Origin of the sequence: Zhongshania sp. (assembly GCF_047636175.1) — a bacterium.
GTDB lineage: Bacteria > Pseudomonadota > Gammaproteobacteria > Pseudomonadales > Spongiibacteraceae > Spongiibacter.
The window spans coordinates 77,150-99,403 of sequence record NZ_JBLIKC010000001.1; the positions used below are offsets into that span (position 1 = coordinate 77,150).

Annotated in this window: 23 protein-coding genes; 14 read left to right on the forward strand and 9 right to left on the reverse strand. The window is 49.8% G+C overall.

From position 1 onward, the window contains the following. The first annotated feature begins 135 nt into the window (after positions 1-135). The 6 genes from selD to ACI955_RS00390 all read left to right on the forward strand — a co-directional run bounded on the left by selD (position 136) and on the right by ACI955_RS00390 (position 7,062). The gene (gene selD, locus ACI955_RS00365; protein ID WP_415241746.1) at positions 136-1,191 is read left to right on the forward strand and encodes a selenide, water dikinase SelD; all 1,056 of its coding nucleotides are present in this window, start codon (positions 136-138) and stop codon (positions 1,189-1,191) included. After that, complete coding sequence (gene mnmH / locus ACI955_RS00370; protein WP_415241747.1) at positions 1,188-2,306, forward strand: tRNA 2-selenouridine(34) synthase MnmH; 1,119 nt, start codon at positions 1,188-1,190, stop codon at positions 2,304-2,306. The genes selD and mnmH overlap by 4 nt, the downstream gene beginning before the upstream one ends. 306 nt (positions 2,307-2,612) lie before the next feature. Then, a complete protein-coding gene (locus ACI955_RS00375) occupies positions 2,613-3,029 on the forward strand; it encodes an MAPEG family protein (RefSeq protein ID WP_415241748.1) in 417 nt (138 codons plus the stop codon). 483 nt (positions 3,030-3,512) lie between these two features. After that, positions 3,513-5,276 (forward strand): ATP-binding protein, encoded by a 1,764-nt coding sequence (locus tag ACI955_RS00380; protein ID WP_415241749.1) that lies wholly within the window; start codon positions 3,513-3,515, stop codon positions 5,274-5,276. 3 nt (positions 5,277-5,279) lie between these two features. Further along, complete coding sequence (locus ACI955_RS00385) at positions 5,280-6,239, forward strand: response regulator (protein ID WP_415241750.1); 960 nt, start codon at positions 5,280-5,282, stop codon at positions 6,237-6,239. Positions 6,240-6,261: 22 nt separating this feature from the next. Next, a complete protein-coding gene (locus tag ACI955_RS00390) occupies positions 6,262-7,062 on the forward strand; it encodes an energy transducer TonB (RefSeq protein WP_415241751.1) in 801 nt (266 codons plus the stop codon). Positions 7,063-7,072: 10 nt separating this feature from the next. Here the strand turns inward: ACI955_RS00390 and ACI955_RS00395 are convergent, their stop codons facing one another. Further along, positions 7,073-7,354 carry an EscU/YscU/HrcU family type III secretion system export apparatus switch protein gene (locus tag ACI955_RS00395; protein ID WP_415241752.1) on the reverse strand — a complete coding sequence of 94 codons (282 nt, stop codon included), beginning with the start codon at positions 7,352-7,354 and terminating at the stop codon, positions 7,073-7,075. Further along, positions 7,351-8,664 (reverse strand): flagellar hook-length control protein FliK, encoded by a 1,314-nt coding sequence (locus ACI955_RS00400; RefSeq protein ID WP_415241753.1) that lies wholly within the window; start codon positions 8,662-8,664, stop codon positions 7,351-7,353. The genes ACI955_RS00395 and ACI955_RS00400 overlap by 4 nt, the downstream gene beginning before the upstream one ends. A 185-nt stretch (positions 8,665-8,849) precedes the next feature. Between ACI955_RS00400 and ACI955_RS00405 the strand changes: the two genes are divergently transcribed. Together ACI955_RS00405 and ACI955_RS00410 are read left to right on the forward strand one after the other, a co-directional pair. After that, positions 8,850-9,332, forward strand: a complete 483-nt coding sequence (locus tag ACI955_RS00405; protein WP_415241754.1) for a glutathione peroxidase — start codon at positions 8,850-8,852, stop codon at positions 9,330-9,332. Next, a complete protein-coding gene (locus tag ACI955_RS00410) occupies positions 9,329-9,796 on the forward strand; it encodes a MarR family winged helix-turn-helix transcriptional regulator (protein ID WP_415241755.1) in 468 nt (155 codons plus the stop codon). The genes ACI955_RS00405 and ACI955_RS00410 overlap by 4 nt, the downstream gene beginning before the upstream one ends. A gap of 67 nt (positions 9,797-9,863) precedes the next feature. Here the strand turns inward: ACI955_RS00410 and ACI955_RS00415 are convergent, their stop codons facing one another. The 7 genes from ACI955_RS00415 to ACI955_RS00445 form a co-directional block, all read right to left on the reverse strand. Continuing rightward, on the reverse strand, positions 9,864-11,240 hold the full coding sequence (locus ACI955_RS00415) for an NAD(P)(+) transhydrogenase (Re/Si-specific) subunit beta (RefSeq protein ID WP_415241756.1): 1,377 nt from the start codon (positions 11,238-11,240) through the stop codon (positions 9,864-9,866). Then, positions 11,240-11,530 carry an NAD(P) transhydrogenase subunit alpha gene (locus tag ACI955_RS00420; protein WP_415241757.1) on the reverse strand — a complete coding sequence of 97 codons (291 nt, stop codon included), beginning with the start codon at positions 11,528-11,530 and terminating at the stop codon, positions 11,240-11,242. The genes ACI955_RS00415 and ACI955_RS00420 overlap by 1 nt, the downstream gene beginning before the upstream one ends. A gap of 9 nt (positions 11,531-11,539) precedes the next feature. Further along, the gene (locus tag ACI955_RS00425; protein WP_415241758.1) at positions 11,540-12,673 is read right to left on the reverse strand and encodes an NAD(P) transhydrogenase subunit alpha; all 1,134 of its coding nucleotides are present in this window, start codon (positions 12,671-12,673) and stop codon (positions 11,540-11,542) included. A 326-nt stretch (positions 12,674-12,999) separates the two neighbouring features. Beyond that, positions 13,000-13,416 carry a pyridoxamine 5'-phosphate oxidase family protein gene (locus tag ACI955_RS00430; RefSeq protein ID WP_415241759.1) on the reverse strand — a complete coding sequence of 139 codons (417 nt, stop codon included), beginning with the start codon at positions 13,414-13,416 and terminating at the stop codon, positions 13,000-13,002. A gap of 48 nt (positions 13,417-13,464) precedes the next feature. Next, entirely contained in the window at positions 13,465-14,298 is an 834-nt protein-coding gene (locus ACI955_RS00435; RefSeq protein WP_415241760.1) for a S1 RNA-binding domain-containing protein, read from the reverse strand. 285 nt (positions 14,299-14,583) lie between these two features. Further along, on the reverse strand, positions 14,584-15,759 hold the full coding sequence (locus ACI955_RS00440) for a thiolase family protein (RefSeq protein ID WP_415241761.1): 1,176 nt from the start codon (positions 15,757-15,759) through the stop codon (positions 14,584-14,586). A 154-nt stretch (positions 15,760-15,913) separates the two neighbouring features. Next, the gene (locus ACI955_RS00445; RefSeq protein ID WP_415241762.1) at positions 15,914-16,903 is read right to left on the reverse strand and encodes a GlxA family transcriptional regulator; all 990 of its coding nucleotides are present in this window, start codon (positions 16,901-16,903) and stop codon (positions 15,914-15,916) included. Between the two features lie 104 nt (positions 16,904-17,007). Here ACI955_RS00445 and ACI955_RS00450 point away from each other — a divergent pair, with 104 nt between their 5' ends. The 6 genes from ACI955_RS00450 (at position 17,008) to ACI955_RS00475 (ending at position 22,178) form a co-directional block, all read left to right on the forward strand. Further along, positions 17,008-18,885 (forward strand): beta-ketoacyl synthase, encoded by a 1,878-nt coding sequence (locus ACI955_RS00450; RefSeq protein ID WP_415241763.1) that lies wholly within the window; start codon positions 17,008-17,010, stop codon positions 18,883-18,885. A 142-nt stretch (positions 18,886-19,027) separates the two neighbouring features. Beyond that, positions 19,028-19,444 carry a PilZ domain-containing protein gene (locus ACI955_RS00455; protein WP_415241764.1) on the forward strand — a complete coding sequence of 139 codons (417 nt, stop codon included), beginning with the start codon at positions 19,028-19,030 and terminating at the stop codon, positions 19,442-19,444. 118 nt (positions 19,445-19,562) lie between these two features. After that, complete coding sequence (locus ACI955_RS00460) at positions 19,563-20,081, forward strand: SRPBCC family protein (protein ID WP_415241765.1); 519 nt, start codon at positions 19,563-19,565, stop codon at positions 20,079-20,081. After that, positions 20,081-20,638 carry a nitroreductase family protein gene (locus ACI955_RS00465; RefSeq protein ID WP_415241766.1) on the forward strand — a complete coding sequence of 186 codons (558 nt, stop codon included), beginning with the start codon at positions 20,081-20,083 and terminating at the stop codon, positions 20,636-20,638. The genes ACI955_RS00460 and ACI955_RS00465 overlap by 1 nt, the downstream gene beginning before the upstream one ends. Before the next feature lie 2 nt (positions 20,639-20,640). Further along, positions 20,641-21,471 carry a crotonase/enoyl-CoA hydratase family protein gene (locus ACI955_RS00470; RefSeq protein ID WP_415241767.1) on the forward strand — a complete coding sequence of 277 codons (831 nt, stop codon included), beginning with the start codon at positions 20,641-20,643 and terminating at the stop codon, positions 21,469-21,471. 134 nt (positions 21,472-21,605) lie between these two features. Continuing rightward, positions 21,606-22,178, forward strand: coding sequence for a lysophospholipid acyltransferase family protein (locus ACI955_RS00475; protein WP_415241768.1), 573 nt, complete (start codon positions 21,606-21,608; stop codon positions 22,176-22,178). Positions 22,179-22,254 lie beyond the last annotated feature (76 nt).

Below are 22,254 nucleotides of genomic sequence, written 5' to 3' on the forward strand. Positions count from 1 at the left end.
GTCAACTTATACCACTAAGCGATGAGCAGTCTGGCGTGCTGTGCAAACTCCCTCGAGTCATCACTAAATCACACACTGACAAAGCGCCCTGTTGCCCGTATCATTTCAATCCTATTTACCCTTGGAGCCCTGCGCATGACTGAATCCTCTATTCGCCTAACCGAGTACAGTCACGGCGCCGGCTGTGGCTGTAAAATTTCGCCTAAGGTGCTGGATAAAATTTTGGTGTCGCGGCTTGAACTGCCTGATTTTCCGCAGCTATTGGTCGGTAATAGCAGTAAGGATGACGCTGCGGCCTTTGACTTGGGTAATGGCCAGGTGATTCTCAGCACCACTGATTTTTTTATGCCGATAGTGGATGACCCCTTCGATTTCGGGCGTATTGCGGCTACTAATGCGATCAGCGATATTTATGCCATGGGTGGTCAGCCGCTCATGGCGATTGCGATTCTGGGTTGGCCGATCAATGTGTTGTCACCTGAAGTGGCGCAGCAGGTGGTTGAGGGCGGGCGTCGCGCTTGTGCTGATGCCGGTATTCCATTGGCCGGCGGCCATAGTATTGATGCTCCCGAACCGATGTTTGGCTTGGCTGTGACCGGGCTCGTTCAGCGCGGTCAGCTAAAGCAGAATAATCTCGCACAGATTGGTGACAAACTTTATCTGACCAAGCCATTGGGCATTGGTATTCTCACTACGGCGCAAAAGCAGAAAAAGCTGCTGCCGGAGCATACCCATTTAGCCAGAGATATTATGTGCGAGCTAAATAGCGTCGGCGTTCCAGCGGCAAAATTAGAGGGTGTAAATGCGATCACCGATGTCACTGGCTTTGGTCTGATGGGGCACCTCCTGGAGGTGTGTGAAGGCAGTAATGTGCAAGCGGTGATAGACGCCAGTGCAGTGCCGATGATTCCTGAAGCGCTCGATTATCTGGCGCGGGGCTGTGTGCCGGGCGGTACTGGCCGAAATCTGGATAGTTACGGGCACAAATTGGCGCCGATGACCGAGCGATTGCAGAACTTGTTGTGTGACCCCCAAACCAGTGGTGGTCTGCTAATCGCGGTAAGGCCAGATCAAGCTAAGGTATTAGAGAACCTATTGCTGGAGCGGGGGCTTTACGCCGCCTGCATCGGCGAGCTGCAAGCGCAGAGTGGCGAAGCCTTGATTCGGGTGAGTGGAGAGGCGCCACTGTGAGTGCAGGCCTAATCGACACTAGCTCAAATATGGCGCTGTTTCGTTCTATTTTCCTTAACGATATCCCTTTGATTGACACTCGTGCTCCCATCGAATTTGAGAAAGGGGCTTTTCCTAGCAGCGTCAGCTTGCCGCTGATGACAAATGACGAGCGCGCCAAAGTAGGTGTCTGCTATAAACAGCATGGCCAGCAAGCGGCCATCGAATTGGGGCACTCACTGGTTTGCGGCGGGGTAAAGGAGCAGCGCGTCGCGGCATGGATTGAATTTGCTCGGCGTAATCCTCAGGGGTATTTATATTGCTGGCGCGGCGGCTTGCGCAGTCAAATCTGCGAGCAGTGGATGACCGAAGCGGATTGTGATTATCCGCGTGTCGACGGCGGTTATAAGGCCATGCGCCGCTTTTTGATCGACGAATTCGAGCGCATTTGTAGCCAGCATCCACTGCTGTTGCTGGGCGGTCGCACCGGTTGTAATAAAACGGCATTGATCGAGGGGTCGGGCCGGGCGGCTGATTTAGAGGGCCTGGCAAATCATCTCGGTTCTAGTTTTGGGCGACGCGCCGATGGTCAGCCAAGCCAACTTAATTTTGAGAATGCGTTGGCTATCTCCATGCTCAAAGCTGAGCGGCAAGCGGCGCAGACGGGGCAGCCGATGCTGTTTGAAGATGAGGGGCGCCTACTGGGACGTTGCGTCTTGCCTCCGGCATTGATGGCCGCCATGAAGCGCAGCTCTATAGTGGTGCTTGAGGCCTCGCTGGAAGAGCGCGTCGAGCATAGTCACCGCAACTACATCCTTAATAAGTTGGCGGAGTGGCAGCAGCAACTGGGGGAGGCATATGCTTTCGATACCTTCGCCGAGGACCTGACTCAGGCACTTTTCCGAGTACGCAAGCGACTTGGCGGTGTGGTTTATGGTGAGATAAGTAACTTGTTGGAACAGGCCCTCAACGCTCACAGAAAGGGCGATCCCGAAAAGCATCGTGGCTGGATAGAGCGCTTGTTGGTGGACTATTACGATCCCATGTATGACTACCAGCTGCGCTCGCGCAGCGATCTTATCGTTTTTCGTGGCGACCGGGCCGCGGTGTGCGACTGGTTGAATATCGAATTCTGATCTGCGTGTGGCTAAGGCACTTCAAACACCCTAAAAGGTCTGCCGATGTTGGCTACTGAAGATGGCGTAAAACACTAAAGTGTTTATTCCTAGATCTATCGGCAATTCGTAAATTTAAGCAGTATTCATGTAGGGGCGATCAGATTTGAAAATAGGGCCTCTGTTGGCTTTAAGATGCTAATGCTAGCAGCTACTTTTGTTTTTTTGCATCTTATCTGAGATAGTGAGCGCGCCTAAACTAAGGTGATTTTAATAAAAAACTTAATGCGCTTTGTCGCATTTTTACTGACTTTTGGAGAGAATAAGATGACTACATCCCTTGTGGCGATGGCTGCGTATATTGGCTGGGTATTGCTGTTGTTGCTTGCTGTTATTGCGTATCGTGGCTTTATGGTGATGAGCGCTCAGCGCAAGGCTGACGCGTGGACACGCGGCGGTGACATACAAGATGGCCCGCTATTCAAACGAATTTCCGACGCACTCAGCAATAGTTTGGAAACGGCGCCCTTGTTTATTGGTATTATGCTGCTTGCCCAAGTGACGGACCAAACGGCAGTCACTGACGGCATGGCAATGGTGTACGTAGGCGCGCGCGCACTACAGTCGGTGTCGCACCTTATTTCAGTTCACCACCTAATGATTTTCTTAGTTCGCTTTCCTGCCTTTTTGGTGCAAGTGGCGTTGTTGGTTTGGTGGTTGCTGTTACTCACTTCGATAATCTAGGAATGTAATAAAAGACCACTTTAATTTAAATTAAAGTGGTCTCAGTGGTATTGGGGCTGAGAAATCATAATCAAAAGCGTCGGGCCCTTCGGTTTATATTTAAGTTGTTGTTTTTAAGTGATAATTTATTTTATCTGCCTCTCATTTGCGAAATGATAAAGTGACTTGTATTTTGCGAATCACATTGCATGGCTCTGTGCTAATGGGCGCTATTTATGGTCAACGGCTCTTGAGTTTAGCTCTACTTAGCTTTGCTTTTGCGTGTTAAATGTATATAAAATCACCTATATTGCCCCCGGTGATATTGTGTTAGTGCTAGACATTTGCGCTGGCAACTTTTACTCTTCTTAACGTATAAATTCGAAAAGTATTTTGGGTGCTAACCTCAACGTATTGCTGATTTATTACGTCAAGCTACAATCAACTGTCTCGCAAAGTTGTTTTGTAAGTTAGATGAAGCAATACAAAAATAAGAAGAATTTTATGGTTCAACTGGGTGTGTCTGCGCGCGTTTCACGGGGTTTTTCGGTTCAGCGGTTTATTGCTTTGTTAGCGGTTGCCCTGGCTTTGATCTTGATTTCATTTTTATTGTGGAAAACCTTGCGGAACCCAATCGAAACCGGCTTGCATGTCATCCGGCTTGAACAGTTGGATGCCGCGGCAAAAGCTGATGCCGATCTGAATCAGCAAATAGCGCGCGGACGTCTGTCGCTTGACGCCGGCACGCAGCAATTGGAGTTGGCGCGGGATCGCTTTACGATAAGCCAAGAGGCTATCAATAGCGGTCAAGCTACGTTAGCCGGATTGTCTCAGCCCATAGAGGCAGCGCTGGCAAAATACAATAGCGATACGGCGGCAAAGCTGAATCTGTTAAATGATTATTCGGGGGAATTGCTAGGATTGGCGCAGCAATTTTCGGTGTTGCGGCTTGCCGGTATTTCTTTTTTGAATGTGCCCTCGGTAAATGCATCTGACGAGCTACGTGAGAACGTTATGTCTATTTTGCGAGAGGCGACCACTTATGGAATCCAATCAGTACCCACCAACGGTGCTTATATCAATGAGCTGAACCGCGATATTGCTGATGCTCAAGCGCAGCTTGATAGTGATGATGAGCGGGGCGCTTTGCGACATTTATTGAGTACGGTAGATGCGCTACGCGACGCTGGAGACCAAGTGCAGCTGCTCACTGAACAATTTGATACCTTGCCCACGGGCGCCGCGGTATATGATTTGCGGACGAGCTACGAAAATTACTTTCATAACTTACAATCTACCGCGCGTAATTATCGACAAACACTGGCGGTCTACGCGGTCGCTTTGCTACTAGCGTTTGGCGTGATTGCTGTTCGCTTGCGCTCAAGTTTCTCGGCATTGGATAGTTTGAATAGTGAGCTACAAAATGCCAACGTGAATTTGGAGGAAACTGTTGAAAAACGCACGGAAGCGCTTAGCAAGGCCCTAGATGACTTGAAAATGCAGCAAGGGCAGTTGATTCAGTCTGAAAAGATGGCCTCGCTCGGGCAGATGATTGCGGGTGTGGCGCATGAGATAAATACCCCGCTTGGATACGCCTCTAGTAATGTAGAGATTGTTCGGGAATCAATGCAAGCCATGGACGGCAGTGTGGATGCGGAGAGTATCGCTGAATTTGATATGCTGCTCGCGGACACGGAGTATGGATTAAAACAGATTGCCGAGTTGGTGATGAGCCTGAAGGACTTCAGCCGCGTAGACCGCTCGCAATCGCAGCTTTTTGATTTAAATGCCGGTATTGAAACGGCGCTTAAGATTTGTAATAGCCAACTTAAAGACGGCGTTAAAGTAACGCGGATGTTTTCTGAATTGCCGCAGATCAGTTGCGCGCCATCGCAATTAAATCAGGTTTTTCTCAATCTTATTACCAATGCTGCGCAGGCCATGGATGGTAATGGCCAAATTTACATTCGCACCAGCCTAGATGGTGACAATGTAGAGGTGGAAATTAGCGATACTGGCAGTGGCATGGACGATGAAACTCGCGCCCATATTTTTGAACCATTTTTTACTACCAAACCGATCGGCAAGGGCACTGGGCTTGGCTTGTCTATTGTATTTAGGATTATCGAAGATCACGGCGGCACAATACGAGTGGAGTCCACGTTAGGGAAGGGCACCGAGTTCTTTATTCGGCTGCCTGTGGCTGGCGTGAGCAAAGATTCGGATACCATGGCGGAGCAAGACGTGGTCTTGCTTGGAGATGCATAGAGTATGAATACGACCGTTGAGACCCCCGCTGAAGCGCCTCGTGCGCGAATATTATTTGTTGACGATGAGCCCCGCATCCTTGTTGCGCTAAAGGCCCTGTTTAGAAGGGATTATGAGGTAATGACGGCGGCGTGCGGTGCGGATGCGCTGGAAATCCTGCGGCAGGACGATATTGATGTCGTGGTCAGTGATCAGCGCATGCCGGAGATGACTGGTGTAGAGGTCTTGCGTCAGGCCAAAGATCTTCGGCCGCGAGCGATCAGGGTTTTATTGACAGGTTACTCAGATTTGAGCGCCATACTGTCTGCTATTAACGACGGTGAAATTTTCCGCTTTATTAACAAACCGTGGTCAAACGTCGACTTGCGATCAACCATTGCTGCCGCGGTCAAGGCATCAACTGTCGACTATGTAAAAGAAGCAGTGGCACCTCAAGAAGACTTAACGGCTCGGGTTCATGTTCCCGGTATCGACGATGTTGGCACCTTAATACTAGACGACGATGACTCCACTAGGAATACCTTGCAGCGGGTTTTGGGGCGTGACCGCTCAGTCTATACAGCAGCAAATTTAGACGAAGGTCTGAATCTTTTAGAGCGTCATAAAATTGGGGTGATCATCACTGAGATAGCCGTAGACGGTGAACTGGTCACCGATTTGCTTAGTGCGCTGCGCCAACACCACCCCAGTTTGGTGGCAATAGTTTTAACGGCGAAATCAGATGCTGAGCAGGGTATTGATCTCATCAATAGAGGACAGATATATCGCTTTCTAAGTAAGCCAATAAGCGAGGGCTTATTGCGTGGCAGCGTTAATTTAGCGATGCGTCGGTTTGAGATACTGCAGAAGCACCCAGCACAGACTCTGCGTATTGCGGCAGCGGCCTCGTCGCCACCGCCACCAGAAGCTGATCGTCGTGGTATGTTTCAGCGCATTGGGCGCTTATTCGGTTTGACGGCGTGAGTAAGTGTTGGAGAGTTTTTAAATGAATAAAACCGTGGGCGCAGAGGGTGGTAAGCAGGGTACAGGGCAGTCTGCCGAATCAGTTGTCGCAATAGCGTTGTTGTGCGTTTGCGCTGCTGCAGGCTTGGCGGCGTGGTTATTGTCTGGTGATGAGTTGCCAGTCATTACTCCTGATAAAAATGCGCCGGCAAAGGTGACATCGGTACAGGCTGATGAAGAGCTATACTCTGAAGAGCAGGCTGTCCTTGCTGCTTGGCAGAGTCGCTTGGATGGTGAGTTTAGTGAGCGTGAACAAACTTTGCGGCAGCAGGCTCAGTTACTGGTCATGCAGCAACAATCAGACGCACTGGCTGAGGCCTCGGCCGAGGCTGAGGCTCGAGCGGCCGAGGTGGCTGAGCTGCGAGCGCTGAACGCAGAGAAGGAGCGCCAAGTGGCTTTGGCAAAAGTTCGCGAGAAAGAGGCAGCGGCGGCGAAAAAAGACGCCTCAGCAAGACTTAAGCTGGCCTCACAGGCTGAGTCTGCTAGTGAAACCTCCGTAGCGCTCGATGTGCCGGCGAGTATTGATTGGAGCAGCTGCGCGCGGCCTGCATACCCAGATGAGGCTGTGCGCTTTGGTAAGCAGGGTACGGTGACAATGTCATTTTTGGTTGATTCAGAAGGCAAACCGACGGATGGCAAAATAGTCGATAGTAGCGGAACGCGTCGTCTAGATTACCGTGCCTTATCAGCACTATCCCGCTGTCAGTTTGAGCCTGGGCAGGCTAACGGCATAGCGGTGGCATCGTTAGCGCAAGTGCGCTTTACTTGGAAATTGACGCGTTAAGACCCCGTCATCATTCAGCTTCCCATGTTTTGGGAAGCTGATCGTTTAAGCGGTAGGCGAAGGCAATGATTTCGGCCACAGCAATATACAGTTCCCTCGGTATTTCATTATCTAGCTCTACCCTCGATAGCAGCTGTATTAACTCGCTGTTCTGATAAATCGGTATATCGTATTCGGTCGCAATTTGGAGTATCTGGCGAGCGGTTTCGCCTTCCCCCTTAGCGCTCACCACTGGCGCATTGTAACCATCGTAATGCAGTGAAACTGCGATTTCTCCTGCTTCCGGATTCATGCTTGAGTATCCAACAATGACTTTGCATAAAGGGCAGTGGAATCGACGGTGATAGATTCGTTATTGCATTGAATACTTTGCGTGCTAACCCCTTGGGATTCCAAGCTTTGCTCTAGTTGGTGGCGCTGAGATTCTATCAGCGCAGTGGTCGCACTGTTGTCGGCACTGAAGCGTATATTGATATCGGGTGTTTGAGTAACCTGAGCCTTAATGGGGCCTAGTCCCGGCAGGTCGAAGCTTAAAGTGACTGTCCAATTATGCTGCGGTTTTTCAGCAGCGGTTTGTTCTTGGAGGTTTTGTTGATCCTTGTGTTTTTGCTCGAACTTGCCAAAGTGGAGCTGCCAGACATCAATACCATCATTGCTGCGCACAGGCAGTTCAATCATATATTGGGCTTGAGATTTATCACTTTGCTGGAGGTGCTGTAATTGGTGCGATTCTTGGCGCGCAATTGTACCTCGCACATCCCGCAGCACCTGCTGCAAAATGTCTGTATTAGAGTCCGCTTGCCTCAGTGTTGGCAGCTGCCGACTTTGGGGGCGCAGTTCACCGGGCAGCTCTGTGCCGCTCGGCTTAGTTACAGGACTTTGAGGGTAACTTTGGCTTGATAGCTTTGGTGTTGTGGCATGCGCGCCATTTAACGATGGACTTAGCCGTGATTGCGGTGAGTATTCTCTCGCTAGAGGTGGGCTTTTGCCTTCAGTCTTCGCTGGCGGAAAGTCGCTGCCGCTATTTTTCGGATCACTAGCGAGTTGCTGGCTAATTTGCTGGCTAAGCTTAAGTAAGGCGCGTTTTAGATCACCCGCTGGGGCTTGGCCTTTGGCGAGTTGGTTTTCTAGAAAGAGTCCGCTTTGTAATATAGCTTGGCGCAGCCCGTCTGGATCGCTGGATTGAGCTCTGCCGGCGATGGCATCGACAAATCCTTTACCGATTGCCGCTAGCTGTTGGTCGGGCATGCTGCTGAGCTTGGCTAAATTCGCCAGTAGTTGGCTCACATTCTGTTGTTGGGGCAATGTGGCACGGAGCTGGTTCTGAATAAAGCCGATTTCGGGCTTTAGTATTTGTAGTCTTGGGCGCTGCTTTTGATCTTTGCCGATAACTTGGAGTAGCAGTTGTTCGCCTTGGCGAAGTGCAGTCTGGCTTTCAGCCATCATTTTTAAGCCGCCTGATGCGAGCTCATAGACGTGATTGGCACGCTGACCAATGACCACCGCCGTTAATACGCGATCAATCGCTAGTACCGGCGCGGGCCCTGCCGGGCGGTTAACCGCCGCGGGTTGGGTGGCAAAACTGGGGTTGATAATAACCATATTTGAGAGGGCGTCCGCAGTTATCTATACAAGTAATCATATACCCTATCGGCAGAAAATCGCCGCGCTTGAGGAATGATTTATATCGCGCACGACATACTTGTGTGCGATATACAATTTTGCTTTAATACTGGCTGGGGAGTTAATTACTCCGCGCCAATAAAATTATTTACTGGGGAGTCAATATGACCACATTATACGATTTTGAAATTTCAAGCTTGCAGGGTAAGCCGCTGGACTTATCTGCCTATAAAGACAAAGTGGTGCTGGTGGTTAACACCGCGAGTAAATGCGGGCTGACGCCTCAGTATGAAGGCTTGCAGGCTTTGTATGATACCTACCAAGACAAGGGCTTGGTGATATTGGGTGCGCCCTGTAATCAATTTGCGAACCAAGAGCCTGGTGACGCGAATACCATCGAAGGCAGTTGCCTGATGAACTACGGGGTTAGCTTTCCGATCACGGAAAAAATTGATGTGAATGGCAAAAATGCGCACCCCTTGTTTGCGTATTTGAAAAAGGCGGCGCCAGGTACCATCAGTAATACTGTGAAGTGGAATTTCACCAAGTTTTTGATTGGTAAAGATGGTGTGGCCATTAAGCGCTATGCGCCAACAACCACGCCGGGGAGTTTGGTGGCAGATATCGAGGCGGCCTTAGCCGTATGAGTGATGGGCTGGCAGACGCGCTTCCGCTGCAGCTTCGCTTAGATAATCAACTGTGCTTTCCCTTGTATGCGGCGTCGCGAATGATTACCCGCTTGTATCAGGATAAGTTGACGCCGTTGGGGCTAACGTATCCACAGTATATTGTCATGATGATTTTGTGGGAGAGTGCGCCTTGCGCGGTTAAGGTCGTTAGCGAGCGGGCCTTGCTGAATACCAATACCTTGACACCACTTTTGAAGCGCCTAGAGCAACAGGGGTTTATTATTCGCAGCAGAGGGGTCGACGATGAGCGCGTTGTTATGCTGTATCTTAGCGAGTCGGGGCTTAGTTTGCGCGATGACTGTGAATGTATTCCGGAGGCTTTGCTAGATAAGTTAGCCGTTGAGGAGGACGATGTACTGCAGCTAAAGGATATATTAACTCGGCTATTACCAGTGTTGAGTGGTGGCGCAGGCAAGGGCTAATACAGTTTATTAAGGCAAAAAAAACGGGCTCTTAAGAGCCCGTTTTTTGTTAAGCACTAAGCGGAACTTAGCTAAACGCTTTAACAATATTACCCAGCATTTCTTTGGCATCACCAAATAACATCCGCGTGTTGTCTTTGAAGAACAATGGGTTGTCGATACCGGCAAAGCCAGACGCCATTGAGCGCTTCAAAACGAAGACATTGCGTGCCAAATCCACATTGATGACTGGCATGCCGTAAATTGGGCTGCCTTCCATTTCACGTGCGGCCGGGTTAACCACGTCGTTGGCGCCGATAACAATCGCCACGTCGAAGGTTTCCATGCGCGGGTTAACCGCATCCATTTCAAGTAGTAAGTCATAGGATACGTCGGCTTCTGCAAGCAGTACGTTCATATGACCTGGCATGCGGCCAGCCACCGGGTGAATGGCATAAACCACTTCCGCGCCATTCTTTTCCAGAATTTCTTGTAGCTCTTTTACTACGTGCTGTGCTTGTGCAACTGCCATACCGTAACCAGGTACAATCACGACGCTAGCAGCGGCTTCAAGTACATAGTAGGCATCCTCTGCTGTCATGGGCTTGGCTTCACCTTCAATCTTAGCGGCAGTGCCTGTAGCAGTGACTGCGCTGAAGCCGCTAAATAAGACGTTACTCAGCGAGCGATTCATCGCCTTGCACATGATTTTAGTCAGGATGATACCGCTGGCACCAACCAGCGCGCCGGCTACGATCAGGATGATATTATTGATCGCAATACCCGCCGCGCAAGCGGCTAGGCCTGAGTAGCTGTTTAGTAGCGAGATAACTACCGGCATATCGGCGCCGCCGATAGGAATAACCAGCATGATACCTAAGAGCAGCGACAGACCAATAACCAAATACAAGTAGATGGAAGTAGCTGGGCCAGTGCTGATGGTGAACATCGCGGCAGCCGCGATAATGGCAATAATCAACAGGATGTTAAATATCCGTTGGCCGCTAAATACTAGGGCTTTACCAGAGATTCGCTCGCTGAGTTTACCCCAAGCTACCATGCTGCCAGAGAAGGTCACGCCACCTATCAAGATCGATAGCACAATGGTGATCAATACAAAGGTGTGGGGATCTTGCATGCCGTACAGTGCGGCCCAACCAACGAATAAGCTCGCGACACCGCCAAAACCGTTAAAGAGCGCTACCATTTCTGGCATGCCGGTCATTTCAACGCGGCGTGCTATTACTGCGCCGATTAAACCACCGACAACGATGCCAGCAACGATATATTTGTAGTCAATAATACTTTGATCGAGCAAAGTAACTACTACCGCGATAAACATACCCAGTGCAGATATTAGGTTACCTTTACGGGCAGTCGCTGGAGAGCCCAGCATTTTAAGACCAAAAATAAACAGCGCGGCCGCTATCACATAAGATAGGTTGACCAGTAATTCAATACCCATTACTTAGCGCTCCCTTTTTTCTTAAACATGGCTAGCATGCGGTCAGTGACCATATAGCCACCAATAACATTGATGGTTGCCATGGCGACTGCCACGGTACCAAGAATAGTTGCAAGCAGGGCGTGTTCGGCGCCGGCCGAGGTCAGTGCGCCAACCAGAGTAATACCGGAGATCGCGTTTGACCCAGACATCAGCGGGGTGTGCAGGGTTGCGGGTACTTTATTGATCAGCTCAAAGCCTAAAAATATAGACAGCATTAAGATGAAAGCCAAAAAGACAGCGTTTTCCATCATCTTCTCCTAGTTAATCAGGTTTTTAATGGTTTCGTTAACGATCTCGCCGCCGTGGGTAATCACACAGCCCTGCAGAATATCGTTTTCCATGTCGATAACCATTTTCTTGTCATCGGCGATCCAGCCTTCATCAACTAAGTTGAAGAGGTTGGCAGAGTACATTTGGCTAGCATCTCGACTAACGAAATTCGACCAGTTGCCGTCGCCAATAATGGTGACACCGTCTACAACCACGGTTTTGCCAGCAACAGAGCCTTCCACGTTACCGCCACTTTCAGCTGCCATATCAACGATCACAGAGCCGGGTTTCATGCCCTTAATCATGTCGCTGGTTACTAGGACGGGTGGCTTGCGGCCGAATAGCTGAGCCGTTGTGATCACGATGTCAGACTCGGCAATTTGCTTCTTCTGACCTTCGAGCTGCAGTTTCATCTGCTCTTCAGTTAGTGCTAGTGCGTAACCGTCTTTGGTCTGTCCGGTTTCGCCCAAGTCAATCTCTAGGAACTTGCCGCCCAGTGAGCGCACTTGCTCGGCAACGACGCTGCGGGTGTCAAACGCGACAACTTTGGCGCCAAGACGTTTGGCGGTGGCAATGGCTTGGAGGCCGGCAACACCAGCGCCGATGATGAAGGCAGTAGACGGCTTCAAGGTGCCGGCTGGTGTCATCATCATGGGAAGGATGCGCGGGAGTTTAGTGGTGGCAAGCAATACCATCACATATCCTGCCAAGCTAGCTTGTGAGCTCAGTGCGTCCATTTTTTGCGAGCGCGTGCTACGGGGTATCATTTCCATGCTGATCGCACTAATACCACGATCACGGAACGCTTTAATAAGGTCGTGTTCGTTGAATGGATCCAGATAGCTGACGTGGATACAGCCGGACTTCATCTGTCCAATTTCGTCCAAGCTGGGTTTGCTGATACGTAAAATGATATCGGCACTCGCCAGTACGACGTTGCGGTCAGTAATAATAGTGGCGCCAGCGTCGGTATATTCTTCGTCACTAAAGCCGCTGCCTAAGCCTAAGCCCGCTTCGATTTGAATCGTAGCACCGGCCCTGATTAGCTTTTTGGCATCTGTCGGAATGATCGCTACGCGGTTTTCACCGTTTGCGAGTTCTTTTGGGATTCCTATGAGCATTGTTGTAGATCCATTAATGGTTAACAATTTAGTTTTGCGTAAAACGGCGTAGGATATTACAACTGAGCGTAAGAAGCGATAACAGTGTGGTTTAACTAAGTAGCCTAACGGAACGGAAATGCTTCATAAATTACTATGATAGCGCCATATATTAGCTTGATAGTGCTTGTCTGGCTTGCTTGATTTAAGCCCTTATCCTTATAGTATTTGATGGTCTTGGCCCCACCAAGCAGCCAATTAAAAGGAATAATATAAGCCGAGTACGGGTAATCTTTTGTTACGTGGCCATGCAGCGGCAGCCGTTCTCACCGCTGCTCGTAGGGCCACTACTTGCCCTGCATTCGCTCGCTAAAATCCCAGGTCGACATGGTCTTTATATCTAGCCGGATGGCATATTCATCTTGGCTGCGACTCAGTAACCACTTCGTCAAGCTGGGTTGTGAACTGCCAACATAGCGCTCTAATAATTGCTCAAGCACGTGGCCTCCGCTATCTTTTTCAAGGCTAGCAAGTGCTTTACCTCTTACGCCCTTATATGGCATTTCGTTAATTGAAACCTCAAATGCGCAGTGTGGATTTTTTTTTAGCACCCGAATTATTTTCGCAGAAGCGTGGGTAGCGCAAAGGATATGATCATCATTAAGGATAAACCAAAGCGAGCAGACGATGGGGAAACCATCGTCATCAATAACGGCTAATCTAATGGGGCTGCTTTGCGTGTTTAGGAATGTCAGGGCATCCATTGCGTTTTTTTCCGTTATATTAATTGTGTTTGAGCTAAGGAAGAATAGTTATGATTCTATTAATCGAATGCCAGTATCTTCAATGGTGATGCGCTGTTGCTTGTAAAGACGACCGATTGCCTGTTTGAAAATCTTCTTGCTCACCCCGAACTGAGCATAGATTTTTTCTGGTGAACTTTTATCTCCGACCTCAAGAAAACCATCATTCGCTTCAAGCTGGCTAATTATTTTACTTGCTATATCGCTGCCGCCAGCAGTTTGCACGGGCTGAATGCTTAAATCGATGCGGCCATCGTCACGCACTTTTTTAACGTACGCCGTGAGTCTTTCGCCCTTGCGTATTGGGCGAACGAGATCGCTGTCATAGAGTAGTCCCCAGTACTGATTTTCTATCACCGCCTTGTAGCCAAGTTCAGTTTTATTGGCAACCGTGACCGTGAACGATTGACCGCGGCTGAGATGCGGCGCGGTGTCTTCAATAAACTCATCCAGCTTCATGGACGCGACGATACGATAGCTTTTATCGAGATAGATTTTGACCAGGACTTTTTTGCCGGCAGTGATCTCACCCACGTGTTCTGCATAGGGCATGAGTAATTCTTTGTCTAAGCCCCAGTCTAGGAAGGCACCGGTATCGTTGATCTGCGAGACGGTTAATGGCAGCACATCACCTAATTGGCCAAAAGGTGTTTTGGTGGTTGCGATTAAGCTGCCGTCACTATGATGATGAACAAACACCTCTAAGACGTCGTCTAGTTCACAATTTTCCGGCGCGCTCTTGCGGCTTAAAAAAATATCCCCGAGCTTCCCGCCGTCTAAGTAATACCCAGCTTGGGTGTGACGTTTGATGGTAAGGCGGCTAGTGCGACCGATTGCGGTCATGGGGTGTTCCTCATTACAGAAAGAAAATAATAGTGAGATCGTTGTATCAACGTTGTTTTGGTCTCTGGCGTTGTTAACAGTTTGGGTAATGGTTTATTTATAATTATAAACGGCCCTATTGTCTGCGCTTATCTTGCCAAAAAGTAAAAGTTGGGTTCGTGCCGCGCGCGCTGTGCGAGATTATACGCGACGCAGTGATGTTGGAAATGAAAATTGAAGTTATACGATTTAAAGGGTGATGGAGATAGCGACCAGCGAAGCCTCTGGCCGCCAAGCTAGTGTTTACTAGACCAGCTCAATTGCCACGGCAAGTGCCTCGCCGCCACCAATGCATAGCGAGGCGATACCGCGCTTTTTGCCATATTGTTGTAAGGCATACATCAGGCTAATAATAACACGTGCGCCAGTAGAGCCGATAGGATGGCCCTGGGCGCAGGCGCCGCCGTGAACGTTAACTTTGGCATGGTCGAGTTCAAGATCACGAATCGCCAGCATGGTTACCATGGCAAAGGCTTCGTTAATTTCCCAAAGATCAACATCGTCTTTATTCCAGCCAGTTTTAGCCAGCAGTTTTTGCATGGCGCCAACAGGTGCGGTGGTGAACAGCGCGGGATCTAAAGATTGACGGGTGTGAGCAACAATACGTGCCATGGGCGTTGCGCCGGTTTCTTTAAGCGCTTTTTCGCTCATTAAAACCATGGCAGAGGCGCCGTCAGAAATCGAGCTGGCGTTTGCCGCGGTAATAGTGCCGTCTTTAGCGAAGGCTGGCCGCAGTGTAGGTACCTTTTCCAGTTGAGCTTTGAGTGGCTGTTCGTCATCACTGATGATGGTTTCGTCGTGACGCGTTTTAACTGTCACTGGCGCGGTTTCGGCTTTAAGCGAGCCGTTTTCAATGGCGGTGCGAGCCCGGGTCAAGGATTCAATCGCGTAGGCGTCCATTTGTTCACGGGTAAAATCATTATCGTCGGCAGTTTGCTGGGCAAAGCTGCCCATCATGCGGCCGCTGTAAGCGTCTTGTAAGCCATCGATAAACATATGGTCTTCAAGCGCCTTGCCGCCGGTGCCGACACCTTTACGCGCGTTCAATACAATGTGTGGTGCATTGGTCATGCTTTCCATGCCGCCAGCGACAATGATGTCACAGCTGCCCGCTTTAATTTGGTCGTGTGCGTAGATGGTCGCTTGCATACCAGAGCCACACAGTTTGTTCACCGTGACTGCGCCGGTGGATTTTGGAATACCTGCAGCGATAGCGGCTTGACGCGCGGGGCCTTGTTTTAGGCCAGCAGGTAAGACACAGCCCATTATCACGTCTTCAATTTTTGCTGCGTCGATATTGCCGCGTTTTACCGCTTCAGCAATGGCGGTTGCGCCGAGTTCTACCGCGGTGAGCGAGCTAAATACGCCCAGCATGCCACCCATAGGCGTGCGCGCGCCGGAAACAATATATACGTGAGACATAGGATGTTTTCCTGTTGATATGCGTTTGGATGCGCAAGATACGCGATCTTTAGACGCTAATTTTGAAAAAATGAACTTTTAGAGGCGACATATTTAGCCACGTGAAGGCCCATTTTTCAAGGTTTTACGGCATTTCCATCGGTGATGCCAACTATCATGTTTTATTGACTTCAAACAGTTTCCGGCGGACGGCGCGGCGGTATTCGCCGGGGCTTGCACTGCTGTGTTGCTTAAACAGTCGACAAAAGTAGCTGGTATCGCTATAGCCGCATTGTTGGCCAGTTTCTTCAACGCTTAGATTGCTGTTTTGCAATAAGTCCTTGGCGAGGTCGATACGTAATTTTTGCAGGTACTGCAATGGCGGTAGGCCAGTGATTTGGCGAAAGCGACGATGGAAGCTGCGCTCACTGAGTCCACTTTGCTTGGCTAGCTCCGGAATATTAAGGGGGGTGGCGATATTGCGGGCCAGCCAGTTTTGGGCGAGTGCAATAACTTCATCACGGTGTAAATCGCTACGATTGACGCGGTAGCTGTTACGGGAAAAAGGTCGCCGGCTTTCGGGTGAAAATTGTTGAGCTACCCGATTGGCAATAGAGGGCCCCCAGTAGCGATCAATAAGATGAATAATGAGATCAGCGGCGGAATTTACGCTACCGGTGCAGTAAATATTGTCAGCTTGGGTGATGAGGTAGTCACGGTGTAGTGAGACTTGTGGGTAGCGGGCGGCAAAATCGTCAAAATAGTGCCAGTGAGTGGTCGCCACTCGTCCATTGAGCAAGCCTGCTTCGGCCAGAAAATAACTGCCGTTGCCGACCGCGCAAATTTCAGCGCCCCTGGCGGCATGCTCTTGGAGCCACTGCTGTACGTCGGTTCGAGTGGGCGAGCCGCGATGCGGGTGACGCCAGCGACTCGGAATGATAATAAAGTCGTATTCCTTGCCACTGTAGAGATCGGCATTTGGCAGAATCTGCATACCCCCAGACACGCTAATAGGCGAGGGGTCTAGGCCGATAAATTCTGAATGCATAATGGGCTGGCGCTGGTCTCGACGTGACACGCTGTTTGCCGCCGTTAACAGCTCATTGGGTAGGCTAATACTGGTGGCGAGTGCATCGTTAAAAGCAAGCAGGGCAATGTTTTTCATGTTGGCGTAATCGTTTTATCTATTGGCGGTTATATTCTATTTCAATCTGACCAACATCGATAGACTAGCGCTAATATAGTTTATGCCGTGTATAGGGATTTAATGTGAGTAAGTTGCCAATTATAGTCGGGTTTGGGGGCGTCAACGCTGCCGGCCGGAGTTCATTTCATCACGGTTATCGCCGCTTGGTATTAGACGCTCTACCCGAGGACAAGGCTGCGCGCACCTACCGCAGTTTGGCAGCAATAATGGGTATCCCTGCAGATCAGGCCGGCTTAGATACGCAGCGTCAATATATGCGCGATCACACCTTGATTCGCAAAATTGAAGGCAATATTTTCGATACAGATCAGGTCGCGTGGAATAAGCGCATGGCGCTAAGCGGTGCTGACGGCGTTTTGGAGTTTGTAACGCGCGCTCGGGATTTGCCTGATACCTTGCCCGGTGGCTGGGAAGTGACGGAGCTGGGTGGCGGAAAGGTGTCGGTCCGCGTGGGTGAAGACTGTCATGTTTTAGTGCCGACCACTCGAAAAATTGAGGTGTCTTCAGCGGGGCAGTTGCCCACCGGGTTTGATCCGGCCAGTTTATACGCCTCTAGAAATCATCCGCGTGGATTACAAATGGCCATCTGCGGAGCCTCAGATGCCTTAAAGTCAATGGGGCTGGAGTGGCAGACGGTGATGGATAATATCCGCCCAGATCAAATGGGGGTATATGCTAGCTCGGCAATGGCGCAGTTAGATGAAAATGGCTTTGGTGGCTTGCTGGGCGCGCGTGCCAATGGTGGCCGGGTGAGTTCTAAACAATTGGCTTTGGGTTTGGCGGATATGCCAGCCGACTTTGTGAGTGCCTATGTTCTGGGCAATGTTGGCACTAGCGGCCCTAGTTTGGGTGCTTGCGCGACCTTCTTTTACAATCTGCGCCAAGCAGTCAATGATATTCGTAATGGTCTTACCAAGGTGGCTGTCGTTGGCGTTGCGGAGTCGGGGGTTGATCCCCGTGTTATTGACGGCTATTACACTATGGGCGCCTTGGCCTCGGATGCAGATTTACTGAAGCTTGATGCGGAAAACGGTCTTACCGAACCAGATTACCGCCGTGCAAGTCGGCCATTTAGTAGCAACTGTGGGTTTACGATTTCAGAGTCTTCGCAGTTTATTGTGTTATTTGACGACGAACTTGCTTTGCAGCTTGGCGCCCAAATCCACGGGGCAGTGGCCGATGTTTTTACTAATGCCGACGGCTACAAAAAATCGATTTCTTCCCCCGGTGTTGGTAATTATTTGACGGCGGCTAAGGCGGTAGCGGCAGCAGCCAGCATTATTGGCGACAAGGCAATAAAGACGCGAAGCTTTGTGCAATCTCACGGTACAAGCACCCCACAAAACAGGGTCACGGAGTCGCATATTTTGAATGAGACGGCCAAAATATTTGGTATCGAGAATTGGCCTGTCGCTGCGATAAAAGCTTATATCGGCCACAGTATCGGTGCGTCCTCTGGTGATCAGCTTATCGCCAGCCTAGGGGTGTGGCAGGACAATATCCTGCCTGGGATAGCAACTATCGATCATATCGCTGACGATGTTCATCAAAGTAATCTACGTCTGCAAAAAGAGCATATGCATGTTGAGTCCGATAGCCTTGATGTTGCAATCTTGAATGCCAAGGGTTTCGGTGGCAACAATGCCAGTGTTGCCCTCTTGGCGCCGCAACTCAGTGAAAAAATGCTCAGGGGACGTCACGGCAATAAAGCGTGGCAGGCCTATTTGGGTCGTCGAGAACAGGTTCAGGCTGCAGCTGCGGCTTATGATAACGCCGCCTGTGAAACCGGTTTTAGTGTGCGCTACCAGTTTGGTGAAAACGTGCTTGATGGCGGCGATCTTGAGATGAGTCGCGCGGGTATCGGTATTAAGGGCTGGGCAGAAAAAGTGGCGCTTGAGTTTGAGTCGCCCTATGCATCGTGGTTGAAATCTAAGGACTAACTAAGCGGCAGCTGCTTACTCATTATGTTTTTATGTCGCTAATGCGACGTTGGGGCACGGGTAAGTACGGATAGGTAAGTGCCAGCATATGTGGCCCACTTTAAGGTGTGTTGCGCTACACAGAATACCTAAAGGGGCTTGTATGCGGAAATTTATTCGTCATGCCAGCGATTTTCCGGTTGCTGTAAAAGTGATAGGGGAGTCAGCTTGTCGGCTCGGGTGTTTGCACGACGTCAGCATTGCAGGTCTTTCCTTTGATGTAGCGTGTAAAATTACGGTCGGCAGTAGAATAGACTACTATGTGCCATCTCTGTCTGACGAGTCAGCTGGGCGTGGGCGCGTTATATGGTGTCGGCCACTGCGCTCTAGCTATCGCTTAGGTGTAGCGTTTGAAGATGAGCAAGATGCTTATCGCACACGGATGGTTGAGCAGGTTTGTCAGATTGAGAGCTATCGCCGCGAAGTAAAAAAGCGTGAGGGTCGGGAGCTTGATCCCGAAGAGGCGGCGGTTGAATGGATAGCTGCCTACGCAGAGGATTTTAATCGCCGATTTTCCTAATCCCTCAGCAGCCCTAAATGTCTAATAGATGCTTTTCAAGTCGAGACAGCTAATTGAATTCATGGTTGAATAGATCTCCCGAAATTTCGGGAGTTTTTTTGCCTAGAGGAAATGGACAATGAGATATGAGGCGGCTGCGCGAGTCGTTATAAATATTCCAAAGGAGCAGGCGTGGAATTTGCTAAAGGATTTGTCGCTTGCCCATAATTACGTGCCAGGCATTACTCGCACTGAAATAACCACAGATAAGACTGAGGGCGTGGATGCCAGCCGCAGAGTGTTTCAGGCATCGGGTAAGCCGCTGGATGAAACGGTGTCGGAATGGTATGACGGGCAGGGTTTTTTAATTCGGCTTCACAACGGCGAGAAGGGCGCACCATCGCCGTTCGCTAGGGCCGCGTTTCGCTACCGCTTGGATGACGCCGGTCATAACTGCACGGCACTCACCACTAGCCTTATGTTCGATATGCGCTGGGGCGGATTTGGCCGATTTCTGCATGAGCGCTTGTTACACAAAGTATTTCGAGGCGTTATCCGTGATGTGGCAATAAGTATGAAGCAATACTATGAAAGTGGAGAGCCAGTGAGTCCTGAGCAATTGAAGCAACTTCGTGTCAGCGCCAAGCAGGCGGCATAATGGATGCACTAACGCTACTTAAAAGTCGTAATTCGGCGGCCAGATTGTGCGCGCCGGGGCCAGATGATAATGCGCTGGCTGAAATTTTCGCGTGTGCGAGTCGGGCGCCTGACCATGGTCGTCTGCGGCCCTGGCGGTTCCTGATTGTTCGTGGAGACGCTTTATCGGCTCTGGGTGAGCTGTTCGCTGATGCCGCACAGCAGCGTGATGCCAATGCGAGTGAGGCAAATCTTCAGCGCTGTCGGCAGCAGCCCTTGCGTGCGCCACTTATTTTAGTCGTGATCGCCTGTATTAATGAGCATCCGACGATACCGCCAATTGAACAACAACTGTCGGCGGGCTGCGCTGCACATGGTGCACTACTGGCCGCCGAAGCCTTGGGCTACGCAGGTATTTGGCGCACAGGTGCCAACGCCAGTGATCAAGTGGTTCGCTGTGGCTTAAATCTAGAGAGCTACGAGGAAATTTCCGGATTTTTATATCTGGGGACACAGGATGGAAAGTCAAAACCCCTTCCTGAGTTGGCTCAGACTGATTTTATGAAAGAGTGGAGATAATAATGAATAATGTGGTTCCCCCTAGTTACACCACCTTGCAAGTGCGAATGGAAGAGCATGTCGCTTGGGTTGCGTTTAATCGTCCCGACAAAGCTAATGCGATTAACCAAGTAATGTGGGATGAGATTCAGGCCTGCTTTGAATGGTTAGATCAAGAGCCAGTTGTGCGTGCTGTGGTGTTATGCGGTGAAGGTCGCCACTTTTGCGCCGGTATTGATTTGGCAATGTTTGCGGGTTTGGGTGGTGGGGAAAATGAACTAGAAAGATCTCGCTTTGTTGAACAATTTCGCTCAGTAATTTTGCGTTTGCAGGGAAATTTAACCGCTATTGAACGCTGTCGAAAGCCGGTTTTGGCAGCTATTCAGGGCAGTTGTGTGGGTGGCGGTGTTGATGTTATTAGCGCCTGCGATATGCGCTATTGCTGTGATGGGGTTAAATTTTCGATAAAGGAGATCGATATAGGCATGGTGGCAGATGTCGGCACCCTGCAGCGGCTGCCGCATATTATTCCCGCCGGGGTGATGCGTGAACTTGCCTATACGGGTCGCAATGTGGATGCAGTTGAGGCAGAGCGTATTGGTTTGGTCAATCAACGTTTTGATAGCTATGAGGAAATGATTGAAGCGGTTTCCGCGCTTGCTCAAGATATTGCTCGTAAGTCGCCATTGGCGATTCGCGGTTGCAAGCAAATGTTGCTTTATACCCGTGATCACAGCGTCGCAGATGCCTTAAATTACCAAGCGACGTGGAATGCGGGCATGCTGAGTTTTGAGGATGTGATGCAAGCCATTGCCGCGACGAGCGAAGGTAAGACTGCCGATTTTAAAGATTAAGATTCGTTTAAATACCTTGTTCACAAGGGCAGGGTGCTTGTACTGACCCTGCTTGTTGGTAAACTCCCCGTAATCAAAAATTAGCGCAACAATGATGTAGCGTCTGTTTAGTTGTGCCAGAGTGATTCTGATTCATGCAAACCCGTACTGTCTTTAATACGCCTATTGTGCGCGACTTTTTCCGTTTGGTGTTTAAAACTCTTACTTGGCTTCGAGGCTGGGAAGTAGTAGGTGAAAAACCTAGCCATAAGAAATATATATTGATTGCAGCGCCGCATTCCAGCAACTGGGATTTTCCTACGATGATGGGGGCAGCTTTTGTATTGGGTTTAGACGTCCACTGGATCGGTAAACACACTTTGTTTCCCAAGGGAGTGGTGGGCTTTGTCATGCGTTGGTTTGGCGGCATTAGTATTGATAGACGTAAAACCAATAACACCGTTGATCAAATTATTGAGCAGTACGCTTTGCGAGATGATCTGCTGGTATTGATAGCGCCAGAGGGCACTAGAAGCAAGGTCGACAATTGGAAGGCAGGGTTCTATCACATTGCGATCGGCGCTGGCGTGCCAATTTATTTTGCTTTTCTTGACACCAAAAAGCGGCAGACCGGCATTGGCAAAGTATTTTATCCTAGTGGCAACTACGAAAAAGATCTTGCTGAGATAAAAGCGTTCTACAGCGATAAGGTCGGGTTTAACCCCTAGAGTGAATAGTGCCTCGGGTTGAATGCTGTTTTACCTCGGTATGCAATGATTGACAGCTAATAAAATATAATAATAG